This is a genomic window from Sphingomonas sp. MMS24-J13 (assembly GCF_044905095.1).
Taxonomy (GTDB): Bacteria; Pseudomonadota; Alphaproteobacteria; order Sphingomonadales; family Sphingomonadaceae; genus Sphingomonas_I.
In genome coordinates this window covers 2,301,668-2,320,880 of record NZ_CP173258.1, presented here as the reverse complement: position 1 = coordinate 2,320,880, position 19,213 = coordinate 2,301,668, and the positions used below count along the sequence as shown (strand labels likewise).

At 65.9% G+C, this 19,213-nt stretch carries 20 protein-coding genes; 9 read left to right on the top strand and 11 right to left on the bottom strand.

All coding sequences use genetic code 11. The features are described from left to right. Positions 1-51 precede the first annotated feature (51 nt). Genes AB4Z44_RS10820 through AB4Z44_RS10805 form a run of 4 tightly spaced genes read left to right on the top strand, consistent with a single transcriptional unit; the run spans position 52 to position 4,499 of the window. Complete coding sequence (locus AB4Z44_RS10820) at positions 52-1,719, top strand: MFS transporter (protein WP_404714037.1); 1,668 nt, start codon at positions 52-54, stop codon at positions 1,717-1,719. 1 nt (position 1,720) lies between these two features. Further along, the gene (locus tag AB4Z44_RS10815) at positions 1,721-2,827 is read left to right on the top strand and encodes an HlyD family secretion protein (protein WP_404714036.1); all 1,107 of its coding nucleotides are present in this window, start codon (positions 1,721-1,723) and stop codon (positions 2,825-2,827) included. After that, positions 2,827-4,194 carry an efflux transporter outer membrane subunit gene (locus AB4Z44_RS10810; RefSeq protein ID WP_404714035.1) on the top strand — a complete coding sequence of 456 codons (1,368 nt, stop codon included), beginning with the start codon at positions 2,827-2,829 and terminating at the stop codon, positions 4,192-4,194. Before AB4Z44_RS10815 ends, AB4Z44_RS10810 begins: the two co-directional genes overlap by 1 nt. Positions 4,195-4,196: 2 nt before the next feature. Further along, entirely contained in the window at positions 4,197-4,499 is a 303-nt protein-coding gene (locus AB4Z44_RS10805) for a YciI-like protein (protein ID WP_404714034.1), read from the top strand. Between the two features lie 9 nt (positions 4,500-4,508). On the opposite strand, the gene AB4Z44_RS10800 is transcribed toward AB4Z44_RS10805, so the two are convergent. The 4 genes from AB4Z44_RS10800 to rsmI form a co-directional block, all read right to left on the bottom strand. Further along, the gene (locus AB4Z44_RS10800; protein ID WP_404714033.1) at positions 4,509-5,867 is read right to left on the bottom strand and encodes an MFS transporter; all 1,359 of its coding nucleotides are present in this window, start codon (positions 5,865-5,867) and stop codon (positions 4,509-4,511) included. Between the two features lie 101 nt (positions 5,868-5,968). Further along, entirely contained in the window at positions 5,969-6,913 is a 945-nt protein-coding gene (gshB, locus tag AB4Z44_RS10795; RefSeq protein WP_404714032.1) for a glutathione synthase, read from the bottom strand. Positions 6,914-6,966: 53 nt separating this feature from the next. Next, positions 6,967-7,320: a YraN family protein gene (locus tag AB4Z44_RS10790; protein ID WP_404714031.1), complete on the bottom strand. Its 354-nt coding sequence runs from the start codon at positions 7,318-7,320 to the stop codon at positions 6,967-6,969. Continuing rightward, on the bottom strand, positions 7,317-8,168 hold the full coding sequence (gene rsmI, locus AB4Z44_RS10785; RefSeq protein ID WP_404714030.1) for a 16S rRNA (cytidine(1402)-2'-O)-methyltransferase: 852 nt from the start codon (positions 8,166-8,168) through the stop codon (positions 7,317-7,319). The genes AB4Z44_RS10790 and rsmI overlap by 4 nt, the downstream gene beginning before the upstream one ends. Before the next feature lie 8 nt (positions 8,169-8,176). On the opposite strand from rsmI, the gene AB4Z44_RS10780 reads away from it, so the two are divergent. Continuing rightward, positions 8,177-9,361, top strand: coding sequence for a penicillin-binding protein activator (locus tag AB4Z44_RS10780; RefSeq protein ID WP_404714029.1), 1,185 nt, complete (start codon positions 8,177-8,179; stop codon positions 9,359-9,361). A gap of 97 nt (positions 9,362-9,458) precedes the next feature. Here AB4Z44_RS10780 and hemW read toward each other — a convergent pair whose 3' ends face one another. The 5 genes from hemW to rph form a co-directional block, all read right to left on the bottom strand. Then, on the bottom strand, positions 9,459-10,613 hold the full coding sequence (gene hemW / locus AB4Z44_RS10775) for a radical SAM family heme chaperone HemW (protein WP_404714213.1): 1,155 nt from the start codon (positions 10,611-10,613) through the stop codon (positions 9,459-9,461). A gap of 27 nt (positions 10,614-10,640) precedes the next feature. Further along, positions 10,641-11,264 carry a glycosyltransferase gene (locus tag AB4Z44_RS10770; protein ID WP_404714028.1) on the bottom strand — a complete coding sequence of 208 codons (624 nt, stop codon included), beginning with the start codon at positions 11,262-11,264 and terminating at the stop codon, positions 10,641-10,643. Between the two features lie 140 nt (positions 11,265-11,404). Then, on the bottom strand, positions 11,405-11,638 hold the full coding sequence (locus AB4Z44_RS10765; RefSeq protein WP_404714027.1) for a hypothetical protein: 234 nt from the start codon (positions 11,636-11,638) through the stop codon (positions 11,405-11,407). A 191-nt stretch (positions 11,639-11,829) separates the two neighbouring features. Further along, positions 11,830-12,489, bottom strand: a complete 660-nt coding sequence (gene rdgB / locus AB4Z44_RS10760; protein WP_404714026.1) for an RdgB/HAM1 family non-canonical purine NTP pyrophosphatase — start codon at positions 12,487-12,489, stop codon at positions 11,830-11,832. Then, the gene (gene rph, locus AB4Z44_RS10755; protein WP_404714025.1) at positions 12,486-13,202 is read right to left on the bottom strand and encodes a ribonuclease PH; all 717 of its coding nucleotides are present in this window, start codon (positions 13,200-13,202) and stop codon (positions 12,486-12,488) included. The genes rdgB and rph overlap by 4 nt, the downstream gene beginning before the upstream one ends. Before the next feature lie 109 nt (positions 13,203-13,311). Between rph and hrcA the strand changes: the two genes are divergently transcribed. The 3 genes from hrcA to AB4Z44_RS10740 all read left to right on the top strand — a co-directional run bounded on the left by hrcA (position 13,312) and on the right by AB4Z44_RS10740 (position 16,139). Continuing rightward, complete coding sequence (gene hrcA / locus AB4Z44_RS10750; RefSeq protein WP_404714024.1) at positions 13,312-14,346, top strand: heat-inducible transcriptional repressor HrcA; 1,035 nt, start codon at positions 13,312-13,314, stop codon at positions 14,344-14,346. Beyond that, positions 14,343-14,879, top strand: a complete 537-nt coding sequence (grpE, locus tag AB4Z44_RS10745; protein ID WP_404714023.1) for a nucleotide exchange factor GrpE — start codon at positions 14,343-14,345, stop codon at positions 14,877-14,879. The genes hrcA and grpE overlap by 4 nt, the downstream gene beginning before the upstream one ends. A gap of 147 nt (positions 14,880-15,026) precedes the next feature. After that, complete coding sequence (locus AB4Z44_RS10740; protein ID WP_404714022.1) at positions 15,027-16,139, top strand: endonuclease/exonuclease/phosphatase family protein; 1,113 nt, start codon at positions 15,027-15,029, stop codon at positions 16,137-16,139. A gap of 39 nt (positions 16,140-16,178) precedes the next feature. Here AB4Z44_RS10740 and AB4Z44_RS10735 read toward each other — a convergent pair whose 3' ends face one another. Then, positions 16,179-16,592, bottom strand: coding sequence for a vgr related protein (locus AB4Z44_RS10735; RefSeq protein ID WP_404714212.1), 414 nt, complete (start codon positions 16,590-16,592; stop codon positions 16,179-16,181). Between the two features lie 59 nt (positions 16,593-16,651). Then, positions 16,652-17,095, bottom strand: coding sequence for a copper chaperone PCu(A)C (locus tag AB4Z44_RS10730; protein ID WP_404714021.1), 444 nt, complete (start codon positions 17,093-17,095; stop codon positions 16,652-16,654). Positions 17,096-17,271: 176 nt separating this feature from the next. Here AB4Z44_RS10730 and dnaK point away from each other — a divergent pair, with 176 nt between their 5' ends. After that, entirely contained in the window at positions 17,272-19,167 is a 1,896-nt protein-coding gene (dnaK, locus tag AB4Z44_RS10725; RefSeq protein ID WP_404714020.1) for a molecular chaperone DnaK, read from the top strand. Positions 19,168-19,213 lie beyond the last annotated feature (46 nt).

Here is a 19,213-nt window from a genome sequence, read left to right as displayed (position 1 = left end):
GCTCCTGCACCGTGATGATCGGACGGGGTGGCTCGGGAGCGTGACAGCATAATGGCCGAACCGGCAGCCTACATATTCAAGCCGCACGAGCGGCCGACCTTGCCCGGATCGCCGGCCAATCCGGATCATCCGGCCGCGCGGCGGCGGGGCTATTTCGCGATCGGCTGCCTGATCGGCCTCACCGGCGGGCTCGGCAACGCGCTGGTGACGGTCAATCTCAACTTCGCGCAAGGGACACTCGGCCTCTACAGCGACGAGGTGACCTGGCTGACCGCAGCCTATTTCATGACCAACATCACGGCGAACCTGCTGCTGGTCAAATATCGCCAACAGTTCGGCTTGCAGCCGTTCATCCGTTACATCCTCGTCGTCTATGCGGTGACGACCTTGCTGCACCTGTTCCTCCATGGTTTCTGGACCTCGGTGGCGGTGCGCGCTGTGAGTGGGATCGCCGCGAGCGGCCTCACCACGCTCACCATTCTCTATCTCATGCAGGCAATGACCCCGCCTAAACGACTGGCGGGCGTGATGATCGGCATCTGCATTCCCCAGCTTGCCACCCCGCTGGCGCGTGCCTTGTCGCCCCGGCTGCTCGACTGGGGCGATTGGCACATGGTCTATTGGTTCGAACTCGGCATGGCCTTGTCGACGCTGGCTGCGGTGATGACCTTGCCGCTGCCGCCGAGCGAGAAAAGCAAGGCGTTCGAGCCGCTCGATTTTCTCACCTTCAGCCTGCTTGCACCTGGCATGTGGCTGCTGATCGCGGTGCTGTCGGAAGGGCGCATCCAGTGGTGGACCGATCGCGAGTGGCTCGCCTGGGCGCTGATCGGCGGTATCGTCCTGATCGCGGCCGGGCTGATCGTCGAGCATCGCCGTGCCAACCCGTTGATCAACACGCGCTGGCTGGCGACGCATGAGATCGTGCGGTTGATGCTGGTTGCTTCTTCGGTGCGTATCCTGCTGTCGGAACAGGCGTTCGGATCGGTCGGGCTGCTGAACGTAGTCGGCATGATCAACGATCAGATGGTTACCTTGAACCTGATCATCGTCGCCGCCTCGATTGCCGGAATCGTGGTCGGCGTGCTGACCTTCGACCCGGCCGATGTCTCGCGGCCCATCAATGTCGCGGTGGTGCTCATCGCGATCGCCTGTTTCATGGATGCGTTCGGCACCAACCTCACCCGGCCGAGCAACTTCTATCTGAGCCAGGCGATCATCGGCTTTGCCTCCTTGCTGTTCCTCGGCCAGGCGATGGTGATCGGCATGGCACGGATGCTGCTGGCGGGGGGCACTCAGTTCGTGAGCTTCGTCGTGCTGTTCAGCATCAGTCAGAGCGTCGGCGGGCTGGCCGGCAACGCCTTTTTGGGCACGCTGCAGGTGATCCGCGAGAAATTCCATTCGAACGAACTCGTCCAGCACATATTGCTGACCGATCCGATCGTGGCTGCGCGGATCCGCGCTAGCGGCGGGGCCGTGGGCGGCGTGATCGGCGATCCGGTGTTGCGCGGGGCCGAGGGTACTGCCCTGCTCGCCCAGCAAGTGACGCGCGAGGCCAATATCCTTGCCTTTAACGACATCTTCTTCACGGTCGGCCTACTCGCCGTGGCAGTCGCGATCTGGGGATTGCTGATACGCATGTCGATCCGCCGCCGCGGCGAGGTGTCACCGATCATCCTGCTCCAGCGCAAGCTGGCGGAGATGGCCAAAGGGGGAAAGTGAATTGGGAGAACCCACCGCACCGCCATCCGATCCGCCCGTCGCCCCGCCGGCGACCGGCTGGCGACCACCCGAACGCAGCATGCGGGTGACCCTGTCGATCGTGGTAATCGCGCTGCTGGCGATCCTGGCGGTGCTCTATGCCTGGCGGCTGCCACCCTTTGCGGGTTTCAACGAGGCGACCGATAACGCCTATGTCCGCGGCCGCACGACCGTGATCAGCCCGCAGGTGAGCGGCTATGTCACCAAGGTCCTCGTCCAGGATTTCGCCGAGGTGAAAGCCGGCCAGGTGCTCGCGACGATCGACGACCGTATCTATCGCGCGCGGGTCGAGCAGGCGCGCGCCAATATCGCCGCCGCCAAGGCGCAACTTGCCAATTCGGCGCAGGCGCAGCGATCGCGCGAGGTGGCGACGCAGAGCCAGGATGCCGGGATCGCGTCGGCCCAAGCGCAATTGGTCCGTGCGAAGGAGGACATGCGCCGTGCCGACGCGCTCGTCGCCGACGGATCGATTTCGGCCCGCGAACGCGACCAGACGCGCGCCGCCCTGCTCGCGGCCGAAGCGACGGTGCGGCAGGCGACCGCCGGCCGCGCGATCGGCACGCAGGACGTGCGTACGGTCGTGGTCGGCCGGGCGGCGCTGGAGGCGGCGGTGGAGGCGGCCGAGGCGCAGCTTCGTCTGGCGGAGGTCGATCTCGACAATACGATCATCCGCGCGCCGGCCGACGGCCAGCTATCCGAGATCGGGGTGCGCCTCGGTGCCTATGTCACGGCGGGGACCCAATTGCTGTTCCTCGTCCCGCATGACGTCTGGATCGTCGCCAATTTCAAGGAGGCGCAAACGCACAATATGCGGATCGGCCAAAGCGCGACCTTCAAGGTCGATGCGCTGGGCGGCACCAGGTTGCGCGGCCATGTCGAGAACATGGCGCCCGCTGCGGGTTCCGAATTCGCGGTGCTCAAGCCCGACAACGCCACCGGCAATTTCGTCAAGGTGGCGCAGCGTATAGCGATCCGAATCGCGGTCGATCCGGGGCAGGAGGCGGCGAAACGGCTGCGGCCTGGAATGTCGGTCGAGGTCAAGGTTCACACCCATGATGGCGGCGCCTGATGCGGCGCCTCGCTCCCGCCTTGCTGCTCCTGCTCGGCGGCTGTCTGGGCAAGGAGATCCAGCCGGTCGCCGTGCCACCGGTGCCGCCGCCGGCTGCGTGGCGCACCGACGATGCCGCTGCCGGCAGGATCGACGCCACCTGGTGGCAGGCGTTCGGCGATCCGGTGCTGGCCGCCCTGGTCGAGCGCGCGCTCGCCAATAACAGCGATATCGCCATCTCGGCCGGGCGCGTGCGCGAGGCGCGCGGCAACCTCCGCGCCGTGTCGGCGGCTTTGCTGCCGACGCTCGATGGGGCGCTCGCGGGCGGGAGTTCCCGCTCCGTGAGTGGAGTCGGCACGCCACTCAACCAGAATTATTACGAGCCGCTGGCACAGGTCGGTTACGAGATCGATCTGTTCGGGCGGTTGGCGGACCAGAAAGCGGCCGCACGCAATGCCTATCTCGCCAGCGAGGCCGGGCAGGACGCCGCCCGCCTCGCCATCGCCAATGCGGTCGCCAACGCGTATATCACCTTGCTCGGGCTCGACGCGCGGCTGGACGTGGCGCGGGCGACGGTGGCGGCGCGATCGGATTCGCTCCGCCTGGCCCAATCGCGGGTCGATCGCGGTTATTCGCCCCAACTGGAGCTCGATCAGGCGCGCGCCGAATATCAGGCGGCGGTGCAGATCATTCCGCAGGCGGAACTCGCCATAGTCCGCATCGAGGATAGCCTGAGCCTGCTTACCGGCGATACACCGCACGCGATCGCGCGCGGAGCTAAGCTCGACTCGCTTGCGGCGCCGGGTGTCCCCGCTGGCTTGCCGTCGGATCTTCTGCGCCGCCGGCCGGATATCGCGCAGGCCGAATATCAGCTCGCCGCCGCCGACCGCTCGCTCGCCGCCGCGCGCAAACGCTTCCTGCCACGTCTCACCTTGTCGGCAAGCGGGGGTGTGGCGGTATCGGATGCCTTGGTCGATCCGATCACCTTGTGGTCGCTCGGCGGCAGCGTGCTGGCGCCCCTGTTCGAGGGCGGACGGCTGACCGGCGCGACCGAGGCGGCCGCGGGCCAGCGCGATCAGGCGGCCTTCGCCTATCGCCGCGCCACGCTTGGCGCATTCCGCGAGGTCGAGGATGCGCTCGCCGGTGTGAAACGCCTCGACGAGCAGGCTGCTGCCGCCGCCGCCCAGCGCGACGCGCTCCAGCAAGTTCTCCGACGCGCCACCAACCGCTACAAGGAAGGCTATTCGCCCTATCTTGAGCAGCTCGATGCGCAGCGTCAGTTGCTGGCCTCGCAACTCGGGCTGGTGCAGGCGCGCACCGACGCGCTCAACGCGCGGGTCCAGCTTTATGCTGCGCTCGGCGGCGGCTGGACGCCGGAGAAGCGCTGACGATGCCGCATTTCCTGCTGATCTACGATCTGGCGCCCGATTATCTCGATCGCCGCGCAGCGTTTCGCGATGTGCATCTGAAGCTCGCCTGGGAAGCGAGCAGCCGGGGCGAGTTGCTTCTGGGCGGTGCACTCGACGATCCGGTCGATCGGGCGATTCTGCTGTTCGAAGCCGAGGATGCGGCGGTGCCGCACGCGTTTGCGCGCTCAGATCCCTATGTCGTTCACGGGCTGGTGCGGGAATGGCGGGTACGGCGCTGGCTAACGGTGGCAGGCGAGGGCGCCGCGACGCCGGTGCGGCGGTAGAGGAGGGGGCTACCTGACCGAGAGCCGCCGCAAGCTGAAGAAGGTCGCCATCCCCGCTAGCACCGCCGCTGCCAGCAGGCTTGCACGGCTGGCTGGTCCGCTGATCCGGAACATCAACGCCACCAGCACCGCGCCGAAGGTCTGGCCGACCAGCCGCGCGGTCGCCTGCATGCCGCCTGCGGCGCCGCTGCGTTCGGGCGGGGCGGTGCCGAGCAGCGTCCGGTTATTGGGCGTCTGGAAAATGCCGAAGCCGAAGCCGACCACGAAAGTGCCGAGCGCCGCCAGTATGTGGGGCGGATGATCGGGCAGACCGGCGAGCAGCAGCGCGCCGGAGCCCTGGAGTGCCAACCCGATCCCGCCGAGCAGGCCGGCTGGATAGCGCTCGACCAGACGGCCCGATAAAGGCGCCGCCGCTGCGATGCCGAGCGGCATCGGGGTGATCAGCAGGCCGATCTCGACATGGCTGAAGTCGAACCGTCCGAGCAGGTAGAAAGGCAGGCAGATCAGCACCGCCACCTGCGCGGCGAAGGCGGTTATCGAGGTCATGTAGGAGAGCCGCAGCAGCGGGATGCGTAGCAGATCGAGCGGCACCAGCGGGCGCGGCCGGCTCCATTCGCGCCGCACCAGCACGGTTCCGGCGAGCAGCCCGATCGCCAGCTCGATCGTAGCGCGCACCGCGACGCCGCCATGGACAAGGTCCGCCAGCCCGAGAAAGAAGGGCCCGAAGGTCAGCGCGTTGAGCGCGGCGGAGGCACGATCGAGCCGTTGCGATCCGGTCGGGATGACCGGCAGGCAGCGCGATCCGATCAGCAAGCTGACGATGCCGATCGGCAGGTTGATCGCGAACAGCCATTGCCACGACGCGAGCGACAGGATCGCGGCGGCGATGCTCGGTCCGGCCGCCGATGCCAGCGACACGACCAGCGCATTATAGCCCAGCCCGCGCCCGAACTTCGCGCGCGGCCAGGTGAAGCGCACCAGCGCACCGTTCACCCCCATGATTCCCGCCGATCCAAGCCCCTGCGCAAAACGCGCCGCCGCGAGCGCGGGCAGGCTGGTCGAGGTCGCGCAGACGAGCGAGGCGATCACGAACAAGCTCAGCCCCGCCATATAGACACGCTTGTAGCCCAGGATGTCGCCGAGCGACGACACCGTCAGCAGGCTCATCGTGATCGCGATCTGATAGGCATTGACCACCCAGATCGCCGATACCGGATTGGCGCCGAGATCCTTCGCGATCGTCGGCAGCGCGATATTGGCGATCGACCCGTCGAGCACCGACAGCGACATGGCGAGCCAGATCGCGACGGTGGCCCAGTAGCGGCGGGGGGTGAGGAGGCCGTCGGGTTCAGGAGCTTCGCTAGCCATCGTTCGTCATCCCAGCGAAGGCTGGGATCCCGGGAGAGTGGCGGTGCGCTCCGATCGCTCGAGACCCCAGCCTTCGCTGGGGCGACGGAACGGGGAGGGCACTACTTCGCCTTCCCCTCGATCGCATCCCAGATCAGCCCCGGCGTATCCGTCCCGTTGAACTGGTCGATCGCGACGATGCCGGTCGGCGAGGTCACGTTGATCTCGGTCAGATAGCCCGCAATCACGTCGATCCCGACGAACACCAGCCCGCGCCGCGCAAGTTCGGGCCCGATCTTCGCGCAAATCTCCAGTTCCCGCGGCGTCAGATCGGTCGCTGCGCCCTTGCCGCCGACCGCGAGGTTGGAGCGGATCTCGCCCGCCTTGGGCAGGCGGTTGACCCCGCCCGCGGGCTTGCCGTCGACCAGCACGATCCTCTTGTCGCCCTTCGAAACGTCGGGGAGGAAGGCCTGAACCATGAAGGGCTCGCGCCACACCTGTCCGAACAATTCGGTAAGCGCGGCGAGGTTGGCGTCGGTCTTGCCGACATGGAACACCGCCGATCCGGCATTGCCGTAGAGCGGCTTGACCACGACCTCGCCATGCTCGGCGTGGAAGGCGCGTGCTTGCTCCAGGCTGCGCGTGATCATCGTCGGCGGCATGAATTCGGCATAATCGAGCACGAACAGCTTCTCGGGTGCGTTGCGCACCGATGCCGGATCGTTGACCACTAGGGTCTCGTGCTGGATCCGCTCGAGCAGATGGGTGGCGGTGATGTAGGCGAGGTCGAATGGCGGATCCTGCCGCATCAGGATCACGTCGATATCGGCGGCGAGATCGATCGTCTGGACCGGGCCGGCCTTGAAATGATCGCCTGCGACGCGCTGGACGGTGACCGGTCGCGCCGGCGCTGTCAGGCGGCCGTCGCGATAGGTTAGGTCGCCCGCCTGATAATGGAACAGGCTATGCCCGCGCGCCTGCGCCGCCAGCATCAGCGCGAATGTCGAATCCCCGGCGATATTGATCGTCTCGAGCGGGTCCATCTGGACCGCGACGCGCAGGCTCATGCTTCACCCTCCGGTTCGAATGCGGGCCTACCTAGTGTCGCAACGCGGCCCTGTCACCCGATCCAGGCATTCTCGATATGGCGCAGCGATCGGCCCGGCGCGATCAGGATGACGTCGACCCGCATATCGTCGCCCGCCTCCATGTAGCGCGGGCCAAGATATTCGGCCGCCGCGGCGACGCGGGCGAGGCGGCGATGGTCGATCGCATAATCCAGTTCGGCCCCGGTCGCGCGGCGTTTGACCTCGACGAAGGCGACAAGCCCGCCCTTGCGCGCGATCAGGTCGATCTCGCCGGCCGGCGTCCGCACCCGCCGCGCGAGGATGCGCCAGCCCTTGAGCCGCAGCCACCAGGCAGCCGCCGTCTCGCCGACGCGACCGACCCGCTCGGCGCGGCGGCGATCCCTCATCCCTTCATCTCGAGGGCCCGCGCATAGAGATCGCGCTTCTGCAGGCCGGTCGCCTTGGCAACTTCGTTCGCGGCCTTGGCGGCGGGCAGACGGGTGAGGGCTTCGCGCAGCATCGCATCGGCGTCGGTCTCGGTCACCGGTGGCGCTTCGCCGGGTGGTGCCACGACGATCACGATCTCACCCTTGGGCGGGGTATCCTCATAGCGTGCGGCGAGTTCGGAGAGCGTGCCGGTGACGCATTCCTCGAACCTCTTGCTGATCTCGCGCGCGACCGCCGCCTCGCGATTGCCCAATCCATCGCCGAGCGCCGCCAGGGTCGCGGCGAGGCGCGGGCCTGATTCGTAGAGGATCAGGGTCGCGCGGATCGCCGCCACTTCGGCGATCGCGTCGGCGCGCGCCTTGGCCTTGGCGGGCAGGAAGCCGAGGAACAGGAAGCGATCGGTCGGTAGCCCGGCAAGGGTGAGCGCGGCGATGGCGGCGCAGGGGCCGGGCAGGGTCACGACCGCGTGGCCTGCCGCGCGCGCATCGCGCACCAGCTTGAACCCCGGATCCGAGATAAGCGGCGTGCCGGCATCCGACACCAACGCGATCGCCTCGCTTGCCATCCGGGCGATCAGGCCGGGGCGCACCCGATCGGCGTTGTGATCGTGATAGGGGATCATCGGCCGCTTCGTGCCGATATGCTGGAGCAGCCGCGCGGTGACCCGGCTATCTTCCACCGCGATCGCGTCGGCGCGCGAAAGTATGTTGGCAGCACGTGGGCTTAGATCGGACAAGTTGCCGATCGGGGTCGCGACGATGTAGAGGCCCGGCGACAGGCGCCCGTCTTCGGGTGTGGATAAGGACATAGCGTAACATGGCAGAGGCTGGGTACGGGCGGCAATCGTTCAAATGGCCGACTCGCGGCTTTGCACTGGCGGCGGCTTTACTGTTGAGTGCCTGCTCGACGATCGTGCCCAAGACCACGGCGCCGATAACGGCCCCCCCGCCGACCGTCACGGTACCCACCAAGCCGATACAAGGTGCGCTGCCCGAGGATCAGGCGCGGCATCGCGTGGCCCTGCTGGTGCCGCTGACCGGCCCCAATGCCGCGGTCGGCCAATCGATCGCCAATGCCGCCGCCCTGGCGCTCGCCGACACGGGCGGCAAGGATCTGCGCATCACCAATTACGATACCGCGCCTGGCGCCTCGGCGGCGGCGGCGAAGGCTCTGGCAGACGGCAATGGCCTGCTGCTCGGGCCGCTGCTGGCTGAGGATGTCCGCGCGGTATCGGCCGCTGCGGCGGCTGCGCGTGTGCCGGTCATCGCTTTCTCGAACGATGCTACCGTCACTGCCGACAATGTCTGGCTGCTCGGTTTCTCGCCCGTCCAGTCGATCGATCGGGTCGTTCGCTACGCCCGGAGCAAGGGATTGACGCGTTTTGCCGGGCTGATGCCGCAGGGCGCTTATGGACGCAACGCATCGGGTATCCTGATCCGCAGCGTCGAGGCAGCTGGCGGAACGGTCGTTGCAATGCAGAATTACGATCGCAGTGCGGCTTCGCTGCAGGCGGCGATCACGAAGCTCGCCAAGGTCAAATATGACGCGGTGCTGATCGCGGACAGCGGCCGGATCGCGGTCCGCACGGCGCCGCTCATCAACAAAGCCGCTGGCGGCCCGGTACGGCTGCTCGGCACCGAATTGTGGAACGCGGAACCCGGCCTGAGCGCGGCCCCGGCGATGGCGGGGGCGTGGTTCGCGAGCGTCGACGACGAGACGTTCGGCCAATTGGCGACCCGCTACCGCGCTCGCTACGGCCGCTCGCCCTATCGGCTGGCGAGCCTCGGCTACGATGCGGTCTTGCTCACCGCGCGCGTGGCCAAGGACTGGAAGCGCAACGATCCGTTCCCGATCGACAAATTGACCGATCAGGGGGGCTTTGCCGGGGTCGATGGCGCATTCCGCTTCAGCGAAGGTCACGTCGCGGAGCGCGCCTTGGCGGTGCACCAGATCGGACCCGGCGGGGGCACGACGGTGTCGCCTGCGCCGAAGGGCTTTTAGGAATATTTGTGCTCGCCTCCAGGGGAGGGGGCGAAGCGTAAGATTTTTTCGGTTGGACGCATGAAGCCGCACAAACCCTACCTTGGGGCGGGGGCTTTTACGCGGCGATCTCGGCCAGGATCGCATCCAGCAGCAGCATACCCGCGGGCAATACCCGCAACCGCTCGGTCGTGCGCTCGATCAAGCCGTGCTTCGCCAGCCGATCGACCGCGCCCATGTTCACGGCACCATCGATCCGCGTGATCGGCACGCCTTCTTCCAGCCGCAACCCCATCAGCAGCGCCTCGGTCCGCCGCGTGGCGAGATCGAGTCCGTCTTCCTGCTCGATCCCGTGGCCATCCCGCTCGATCCGTGCGAGCCAGTTTTCGGGCTTCTTCGCGCGCACGGTGAAGGCGCTGTTGCGTCGGCCGTGCGCGCCCGGCCCCACGCCCAGATAATCGGCATAGCGCCAGTAAGCGAGGTTGTGGCGGCTCTCCTCGCCGGGGCGTGCATGGTTCGAGATTTCGTAGGCCGGAAGGCCGGCGGCGGCGGTCATTGCCCGGGTCAGCTCGAACAGGCGGGCGCCATGATCGGGATCGACCGGCGGCAATTCACCACGTGCGGCCATCGTCGCGAAGCGCGTGCCGGGCTCGATCGTGAGCTGGTACAGCGAAAGGTGGCTGGTGCCGAAGCCGAGCGCACGCGTCATTTCGGCCTGCCAATCGGCCTCGCTCTGGCCCGGGCGTGCATAGATCAGGTCGAAATTCACCCGTTCGAATGTGCGCTGCGCGGTTTCCAGCGCGGCTAGCCCCTCGGCCACGTCATGGGCGCGGCCGAGGAAGCGCAGGGTCGCATCGTCGAGTGCCTGCAATCCCAGGCTGACCCGATTGACCCCCGCCGCGGCCAGATCGGCGAAGCGCGCCGCCTCGACCGAGGAGGGATTGGCTTCGAGCGTGATCTCGATATCCCGCAGGAAGCCCCAGTGACGCTCGGCCGCCGCGATCAGTGCGGCTACGGTCTCGGGCGGCATCAGCGAAGGCGTGCCGCCCCCGAAGAAGATCGATCCCAGCGCTCTTTCGGGCCCGACTGCGGCTTCGTGCGCCAGATCGATCAGCAGCGCATCGCGCCATGCGGCCTGATCCACGCTCTGGCGAACGTGGCTGTTGAAGTCGCAATAGGGGCATTTCGAAACGCAGAACGGCCAGTGGATGTAGAGTGCGAGCGGATGCCCGGGCTCGATCGCCCTGCCGTCCGCTGCGGCCCGCTCCCACATCAAGGATGCACTCACGCCGGTTGCCATCTATGTCAGGCGGGCGATCAATTGCTCCAGCGCCGGCCCGCGCAGATGATCGCGAACCACTGCGAAAGCACGCTCGGCGATCCGCCGCCGCCGTGCTGGATCTGCCAGCAGCGCGCGCACCTTCGCGTCGAGATCCGAGAAATCCCATGCCACTGGAACATAGGTCTCGTCCGCCCGATAGATATCCGGATCGGCCGCGACCATCCCCATATCCTGCTTGATCAGCACCGAGCCCGCCGCGATCGCCTCGAAATCACGCCAACATACTTCGCCATAGCCGAACGGGCTGAAGCACAGTTTCGATCGACCCAGTTCACGCATGAATTCGACGTAGGACACGCGGCCCTCGCTCGCGACTGTAAGATCCCCGAAGTGATCGCTGACCGCCGCCTTCAATTCTTGGCGCATGGCGCTGTACCAGGGCGTTCCACCGGTCGCGATACGGGCATGGAGGTCGATGTCGCGCTGCGTCTCAGGGGGCAATTCCCCCTCAAACAAAGCGATCAGATTGGGCGCCGTGTGGAAGGCCGGGCCCAACGTTAGCTTCGGTATGATCTCGGGCGGTATGGTCCAGGTGCGCGGCGGGTTTTCGAGATGGAAGCGCGCCGAATAATGATCGTCCAATATCGTATGCCCCTCGGTGGGCACCGCATAAAGGTTTCGATCGCTCAGCAGGCTTTTTTTGACATAAGCGCCGATCCACGGCTCGACCCGTTCGGCGAAACGGACATCGGTGGGCGCGAACCAGTCAAAATAGCTGATCTTCAGATCGGGCTGCGCAGCCTTGAGGCTTGCGAGCAGATCTTCGAGTTCCCCTTCGCGGGGGTGTAGGTCGATTGAAGGAACAGGGCGTCAAGGTTCGGCGGCAAGCTCGCCGCTGTCAGCGCGTCGGCCGGCAGCGCCCGGAAATGAATGCCCTTGGCCGCGAAGCGACGTGAATAGCGCAGGAACGGATAAAATTGCGGCGCGGCGAGCTGGTGCGCCTGATAAGCGAGCAATATCCTTTGCTTCGCCGATCGTGGGAACGGGCGCATCAGCAACGATCGTCCCAAGGCACCGGCCAGGGGCATCCGCCCGTCACGCGCCCAGGCAAGGCGCGACGCGACGTCATCGATCGATCGTCTAAAGTCCGAAGGCTTGGGCAGTGCGAATGTCACGAAGCCATCCCCGATGTGAATCCGAACAGCAGCTATTCTGCGGCGGGTAGCACGGCCCCGGCCAGCTTGCGGAAGGCGTCGGCGCGGTGGCTGATGCTATGCTTAACCGCCGGGTCGAGTTCGGCGAAGCTTTTGTCGTAGCCATAAGGCACGAACACCGGGTCGTAACCGAAGCCGATCGTGCCGCGCGGCGGCCATGTCAGGCTACCCTCGACCCGGCCTTCGAAGCTTTCGACATGGCCGTCGGGCCAGCAGAGCGACAATACGCACACGAAATGCGCGTCGCGTCCGGCCTCGGGGCCTTTTGCCTGGAGCGCATCCTCGACTTTCTGCATCGCAAGGCCCCAGTCACGCCCGGTCGGCGTCTCGGCCCAATTGGCGGTGTAGACGCCGGGATCGCCGTTGAGCGCATCGACGCACAGCCCGCTATCGTCGGCCAGCGCGACCAGCCCCGACAGATCGGCGGAGAAACGCGCCTTCAGTTCGGCGTTGGCGGCGAAGCTGGTGCCGGTCTCCTCGGGCTCGGGAATGCCGAGCGAGGCCGCCGACACCGTTTCGATGCCATAGGGCGCGAGCAAGGCGCCGATTTCGCGCACCTTGCCCTCATTATGGCTGGCGATGACGAGCTTGCCGGGTTCGAGCCGGCGGTGCGGCACGGCGGGAGGCTCGTCGTCGATCAGCTCGATGGTCATCTGCCCGTGGCCTTCAATTGCGCGGCGAAGATGTCGCCGCAGCCGATCCGTGCCAGACGCAGCAGGCGCAGCAAAGCCTCTTCGTCATAGGTGGCGCCTTCGGCGGTGGCCTGCGCCTCGGCGATATTGCCGTCGGACAGGAGCACGAAATTGGCGTCGGCATGGGCATTGCTGTCCTCGATATAATCGAGATCGAGCACCGGTGTGCCTTCATAGATGCCGCACGAGACTGCGGCGACCTGGCTCTTGATCGGATCGGTCGGCAACGCGCCGCTCGCGATGAGCCCGTCGATCGCCAGCCGCAGTGCCACCCAAGCGCCCGAGATCGAGGCGGTGCGGGTGCCGCCGTCAGCCTGGATCACGTCGCAATCGAGCGTGATCTGGCGCTCGCCCAATGCGGTCATGTCGACCACCGAGCGCAGCGAGCGGCCGATCAGCCGCTGGATTTCCTGGGTGCGCCCGGATTGCTTGCCCTTGGCGGCCTCACGGCTGCCGCGGGTGTGGGTCGCGCGCGGCAGCATGCCGTATTCCGCGGTCACCCAACCCTGGCCCTTGCCGCGCAGGAATGGCGGCACGCGCTCCTCGACCGATGCGGTGACCAGCACCTTGGTTTCGCCGAACGCGATCAGGCACGAGCCCTCGGCGTAATTGGTATAGTTCGGCGTGATGCTGATGGCGCGCATCTGATCTGGCGCACGGCCGCTGGGACGCATGATGACTCCTGAGATGATAGGGGTGCGCCTCTAGCCGCGCTGGCGCCCAAGTGCCAGCGCCGAACACTAGAGGTTGAGTGACGAGGCCGCAGAGCATACCTGTGATGACATGGTCGCTCCAATCTCCGAACTGTCGCTCCGCGCCCGCGATGTGTTTCGCATGGTGGTCGAAAATTATCTTGAAAGCGGCATTCCGGTCGGCAGCCGCACCATCTCGCGATTCAGCGGATTGAACCTGTCGCCCGCCTCGATTCGCAACGTCATGCAGGATCTGGAAGAAATGGGGTTGCTCGCGGCCCCGCACATCTCGGCCGGGCGGATGCCGACCGAGAGCGGGCTGCGGCTGTTTGTCGATGCGATGATGCAGGCCGCCGAACCCTCGGAACATGAGCGCGCCGCGATCGAGGCGCAGGCGCGCGGGCCGATCGAGGATGCGCTGGCTGCGACCAGCCAGGTCCTGTCGGGGCTGTCGGCCTGCGCCGGGCTGGTGCTGGTGCCGCGTGGCGAGCCGGCGCTGCGCCAATTCTCGTTCGTGCCGCTGTCGCATGATCGGGCGGTGGCAATATTGGTCGGGATCGACGGATCGGTGGAGAATCGGGTGGTCGAATTGCCGCCCGGTGTCGGTGTGAGTGCGCTGGCGGAGGCGGCCAATTATATCAGCGTCCGTCTGGCCGGGCTGACGCTCGGCGAGGCGCAGGTGCGGCTGGCGGACGAGATCGCGCAGGGCCGATCTGCGCTGGACGAGGCGGCGCAGAGTGTCGTCCAGCGCGGGCTGGCGGTCTGGTCCGAAGACGGCGCGCGCCGTCCGGTGATGATCGTGCGCGGCGCCGCCAACCTGATCGATCCGGCCGCGGCCGCCGACCTGGAACGCGTGCGCCAGTTGCTCGACGAGATCGAGGGCAAGGAGGAGATCGCCCGGCTGCTGGACAGCGCGCGGGGCGCCCGCGCGATGAAGATATTCATCGGATCGGAAAACAAGCTGTTCGCGTTATCGGGTTCGTCGGTTATCGCCGCACCCTATCATGGCGCGGATGGCCGGGTGGTCGGCGTGGTCGGCGTGATCGGGCCGACCCGGTTGAACTATGCCCGTGTCGTTCCCATGGTGGATTTCACCGCACAAACACTGACGAGATTGATGGCATGAACGAAGAGACGACCGACGCCGACCTTCGCGAGGAAACCGCTGGCGAAGCGCCCGAGGTGGCCGAGCATGATCGCGCCGCCGCGCTCGAGGCGCAGATCGACGATCTGAAGCGCCAGCTGCTTTATGCGCAGGCCGAAACCCAGAATGTCCGCCGCCGCATGGAGAAGGATGCGCAGGACGCGCGCGCTTATGCCGCAACCAATTTCGCGCGCGACATATTGTCGGTGTCCGACAATCTCTCCCGCGCGCTGGCCGCGCTGCCGCCGGCCCTGCGCGAGGAAGAAGGCACCAAGGTGCTCGTTACCGGCATCGAGATGACCGCCAAGGAACTGGAGAACGTGTTCCAGCGCAACGGCATCACCCGCATCCAGAGCGTCGGCGCCAAGCTCGATCCCAATCGCCACCAGGCGATGATCGAACTGCCGAGCGATCAGGAGCCCGGCACGATCGTGCAGGAGATGCAGGCGGGGTACATGATCAAGGACCGCTTGCTGCGTCCGGCGATGGTGGGCGTGGCCAAGGCCGCGGAGTAATCGGGCGGGGCCGAATTCCTCTCTCGCTAAGGCGGGAGAGGGCAGCGCTCCGATCGTCTCAAAAAAATGGCGTAGGTAAACCTACTTACTGCGGCTTGGTTCCCGGGGTGACGTCTTGTTTTCGAAGCACGGCTTCGGAGACTATGAATGCGCAAGGTTACGGGTTGGTTTGCGGCAATCGGCGTGGGAACGACCCTGGTGCTCGGTCTGGCATCGGTGAAGGCCGAGGAATGGTCACCGCCGGCTCTGGTGGCGAGCGACGTCCAGCAGAAGGGCGAAAACGCGCTCTCAGTCATGACCTACAATGTCGAGGGGCTGCCCTTTCCGGTGCGCTTCGGCCGCAGCAGCGCCGCGTGCCAGATTGCCGATCGTCTGCATCAGATGCGCGATGCCGGGCTCCAGCCACATGTCGTGGTGCTGCAGGAGGCGTTCGGCGACGCCCAGCGCAAGATCGGCGAGGAAGCCGGTTATCGCTATGTCGCGTTCGGTCCCGATCGCGATCTCAGGAATGACGAGGCGATGAGCGCCGACGACAAGGCATTCGCCGAACAGGCGCGTTTCCTGAAGGGCGAGCGTTCGGGCAAGATGACCGGTAGCGGGCTCGCTATCCTGTCCGATTACCCGATCGTCTCGGTCGCCAAGGCCGCCTTCCCGTCTTATGCCTGCGCGGGCTTCGATTGCCTCGCCAACAAGGGCGTGATGATGGTGACCGTGCAGGTTCCCGGGGTCGACCAGCCGGTCGCGGTGATCGCAACCCACATGAATTCCAAGGATTTATCGCATGTTCCCGAGGCGCGTCACCGTTACGCCTTCATGCGTCAGGTCGAAACCCTATCGAAGTTCCTGACCGCGAACCTGCCGCCCAGCACGCCCTACATCTTCGCCGGCGATACCAATGTCGGCCGGTCGCAGCCGCGCATGGCCGCGCTCGAATTGATGCTGGCAGGTCTGCCGCGCACGGCCGATGCCGGTCAGGTCCGCATCGCGCTCAAGACGTGCCTGGAGGGCACCGATAGCGGCTGCATGATCAGCACGCCGAAGGAGGTACGCATCTCCGCCAAGCGCAACAAGGATCTGCAGGTGTTCGCGCCGGGCGCCACCACGAGCGTCGCCTTGCTTGGGGTCGATGCGCCGTTCGGGCATGACGCCAAGGGGCGGATGCTGTCCGATCATATCGGCTACACCGCCTTCTACCGCTTCAAGGGTGAGGCCCTGGCCGGCCAGCAACCGAGTAGCGGCCAGGTGGTCGCGCTGCGCTGATTTTACATCCCGTCATTCTCGCGCTTACGGGGTGACGGGTTAGCTCGAGGGCGATCCTAACCCCACCTCGATCAATAGCGCTTCCAACACGGGATCGTGTCGCCTCGCCTGCCGCGCGGCAAAGGCATGCTCGACGATCATCGCCTGCTGCTCGATCCCGTAGCGGTGAAGCGGTCGTTCGGGCGCGATCCGGTAGTCGTAGCGGCAGAAGGGGTGCCGACGCAGCGGCAGGCAGATCCCGCTCTGGTGCTGCCAGCAATGTGTCAGTTCGTGGACGAGCAATTGTTGGAGCGCGGGGGGAGCCGTCGCGAAATCCTCGCGCCAAAGGCCGTCGCCGGGCGCGAACCAGATATCGCCATCGGGCGCCATGACGGTCCGACGTGGCTGGAACGGCCACCATTTGGCGCTGTGGATGCGAACCTGCCCGGCATCCAGCGCCCGGCCGAACATCATCGCGGCCAGAGCCTGCTCACCGGCGGTCAAGGACCGGCCGGGATCGCGCTGCCACCAGATCAATAGGGTGCGCTGTCGCCCGCGGCGACGCTCTTGGCTTCGGCTTCCGCGGTCTTGCCGCTGGCAAAGCCGAAGCGCAACGGCACCGCCGTTCCCGGTACCACCACGGGATCGAGGCCATAGACCATGGCGTGATTGCCGCCGGGCGCGAAGCTGACCGTGGCGCCCGCAGGCACGTCGACATGATCGATCGGCGCCATGCTCGCCATATTGTGCATGCCGGTCATGCTCTCGTGCATATCCGTATGTTTGGCGAGCGTGGTTTCGATCTTGATCAACTTGTCGTCGCTACCGCCGCCATGGATGGTGAAATAGGCAGCGGCCGGCTGTCCGGCGACCGCCGGCAGCTTGACCCACGCCTGGGTCACCTTGGGATCGGCATCATGGCCCTTGCAGGCGGCGAGCAGGAGCAAGGCGGCGAGGGCAGGGCGGGCGAATTTCATACTTGGGTGCCTTTAGACGGTTGTCGCGACAATCAAAACTCCTGCGCTGCTTCCCGCTTCTTGTCGTCGCTTTCAGCTTTCCTATATCCGCTTCGTGATCGCTGGTCGGGGGCACGCATCTGCCTGTTGAGGGGATGCGCCGGGTAGCGGCGGGAAGCACTTGCAAGAGGAATGAAATGGCCAAAGTTATCGGCATCGATCTGGGTACGACCAATTCGTGCGTCGCCGTCATGGAAGGCGGCCAGCCCAAGGTGATCGAAAATGCGGAAGGCGCGCGCACCACGCCTTCGATCGTCGCCTTCGCCAAGGATGGGGAGCGACTGATCGGGCAGCCCGCCAAGCGGCAGGCGGTCACCAACCCCGACAATACGATTTTCGCGGTGAAGCGCCTGATCGGCCGCCGCTTCGACGATCCCGTCACCAAGAAGGATACCGAACTGGTTCCCTATCACATCGTGAAGGGTCCGAACGGTGACGCGTGGGTCCAGTCGGGCGGCAAGGATTATTCGCCGTCGCAGATCTCGGCCTTCATCCTGCAGAAGATGAAGGAAACCGCCGAATCCTATCTCGGCGAAACCGTGACGCAGGCGGTCATCACCGTCCCGGCCTACTTCAACGACGCGCAGCGCCAGGCGACCAAGGATGCCGGCCAGATCGCGGGCCTCGAAGTGCTGCGCATCATCAACGAGCCGACGGCTGCGGCGCTCGCTTATGGCCTCGACAAGGAAACGAACAAGACGATCGCGGTCTATGACCTCGGCGGCGGTACGTTCGACGTGTCGGTGCTCGAGATCGGCGACGGCGTGTTCGAGGTGAAGTCGACCAACGGCGACACCTTCCTGGGCGGCGAGGATTTCGACGCCAAGCTGGTCCAGTATCTGGCCGACGAGTTCAAGAAGGCCGAAGGCATCGATCTCACCAAGGATCGCCTCGCCCTGCAGCGCCTGAAGGAAGCGGCCGAGAAGGCGAAGATCGAACTGTCGTCGACCCAGACGACCGAGGTCAACCTGCCCTTCATCACCGCCGACGCGACCGGGCCGAAGCACCTCGTCAAGTCGATCAGCCGTGCCGATCTGGAGCGTCTCGTCGATGACCTGATCAAGCGCACGATCGAGCCGATGCGCAAGGCGCTCGCCGATGCCGGCCTGAAGGCCGACCAGATCGACGAGGTCGTCCTCGTCGGCGGCATGACCCGCATGCCCAAGGTGCGCGATGCGGTGAAGAGCTTCTTCGGCAAGGAGCCGCACACCGGCGTCAACCCCGACGAGGTGGTGGCGATTGGCGCCGCGGTGCAGGCCGGCGTGCTCCAGGGCGACGTCAAGGACGTGTTGCTGCTCGACGTGACGCCGCTGTCGCTCGGTATCGAGACGCTCGGCGGCATCATGACCAAGATGATCGACCGCAACACGACCATCCCGACCAAGAAGAGCCAGACCTATTCGACCGCGGACGACAACCAGAATGCGGTTACCATCCGGGTCTTCCAGGGTGAGCGCGAGATGGCGGCGGACAACAAGATGCTCGGTCAGTTCGATCTGGTCGGCATCCCGCCGGCGCCGCGCGGCGTGCCGCAGATCGAGGTGACGTTCGACATCGACGCCAACGGCATCGTCAACGTCAGCGCCAAGGACAAGGGCACCGGCAAGGAGCAGCAGATCAAGATCCAGGCGTCGGGCGGCCTTTCGGATGCGGACATCGACAAGATGGTGCGCGATGCCGAGGCGTTTGCCGAGGAGGACAAGAAGCGCCGTGCCGCGGCCGAGGCGAAGAACAACGCCGAGAGCCTGATCCATTCGACCGAGCGTCAACTCGCCGACAATGGTGACAAGATCGACGCGTCGCTGAAGTCCGAGATCGAAACGGCGGTGGCCGCCGCCAAGACCGCGGTCGAGAGCAACGATCCCGATCAGATGAGCGAGAAGACCAACGCGCTCAGCCAGGTCGCCATGAAGATGGGCCAGGCGATCTACGAGAAGGAGCAGGCCGCGGGTGGCGCCGCTGCCGGTGCCGACAAGCCCAAGGGCGACGATGTCGTCGATGCGGAATTCTCCGAAGTCGACGATACCAAGTAAGACGAAGCGTGACGCCCTCTCTCGCTATGCCGGCAAAAGCCGGTAT

Excerpts from the sequence above, each read along its gene's own strand:
- AB4Z44_RS10740 (WP_404714022.1), top strand. The coding sequence starts at position 15,027 with ATGCGCAAGGTTACGGGTTGGTTTGCGGCAATCGGCGTGGGAACGACC.
- rph (WP_404714025.1), bottom strand. The coding sequence starts at position 13,202 with ATGCGTCCCAGCGGCCGTGCGCCAGATCAGATGCGCGCCATCAGCATC.
- AB4Z44_RS10790 (WP_404714031.1), bottom strand. The coding sequence starts at position 7,320 with ATGAGGGATCGCCGCCGCGCCGAGCGGGTCGGTCGCGTCGGCGAGACG.
- AB4Z44_RS10810 (WP_404714035.1), top strand. The coding sequence starts at position 2,827 with ATGCGGCGCCTCGCTCCCGCCTTGCTGCTCCTGCTCGGCGGCTGTCTG.
- AB4Z44_RS10805 (WP_404714034.1), top strand. The coding sequence starts at position 4,197 with ATGCCGCATTTCCTGCTGATCTACGATCTGGCGCCCGATTATCTCGAT.
- AB4Z44_RS10780 (WP_404714029.1), top strand. The coding sequence starts at position 8,177 with ATGGCAGAGGCTGGGTACGGGCGGCAATCGTTCAAATGGCCGACTCGC.
- AB4Z44_RS10820 (WP_404714037.1), top strand. The coding sequence starts at position 52 with ATGGCCGAACCGGCAGCCTACATATTCAAGCCGCACGAGCGGCCGACC.
- AB4Z44_RS10735 (WP_404714212.1), bottom strand. The coding sequence starts at position 16,592 with ATGATGTTCGGCCGGGCGCTGGATGCCGGGCAGGTTCGCATCCACAGC.
- AB4Z44_RS10800 (WP_404714033.1), bottom strand. The coding sequence starts at position 5,867 with ATGGCTAGCGAAGCTCCTGAACCCGACGGCCTCCTCACCCCCCGCCGC.
- gshB (WP_404714032.1), bottom strand. The coding sequence starts at position 6,913 with ATGAGCCTGCGCGTCGCGGTCCAGATGGACCCGCTCGAGACGATCAAT.
- AB4Z44_RS10730 (WP_404714021.1), bottom strand. The coding sequence starts at position 17,095 with ATGAAATTCGCCCGCCCTGCCCTCGCCGCCTTGCTCCTGCTCGCCGCC.
- rsmI (WP_404714030.1), bottom strand. The coding sequence starts at position 8,168 with ATGTCCTTATCCACACCCGAAGACGGGCGCCTGTCGCCGGGCCTCTAC.
- grpE (WP_404714023.1), top strand. The coding sequence starts at position 14,343 with ATGAACGAAGAGACGACCGACGCCGACCTTCGCGAGGAAACCGCTGGC.
- hemW (WP_404714213.1), bottom strand. The coding sequence starts at position 10,613 with ATGTGGGAGCGGGCCGCAGCGGACGGCAGGGCGATCGAGCCCGGGCAT.
- rdgB (WP_404714026.1), bottom strand. The coding sequence starts at position 12,489 with ATGACCATCGAGCTGATCGACGACGAGCCTCCCGCCGTGCCGCACCGC.
- hrcA (WP_404714024.1), top strand. The coding sequence starts at position 13,312 with ATGGTCGCTCCAATCTCCGAACTGTCGCTCCGCGCCCGCGATGTGTTT.
- dnaK (WP_404714020.1), top strand. The coding sequence starts at position 17,272 with ATGGCCAAAGTTATCGGCATCGATCTGGGTACGACCAATTCGTGCGTC.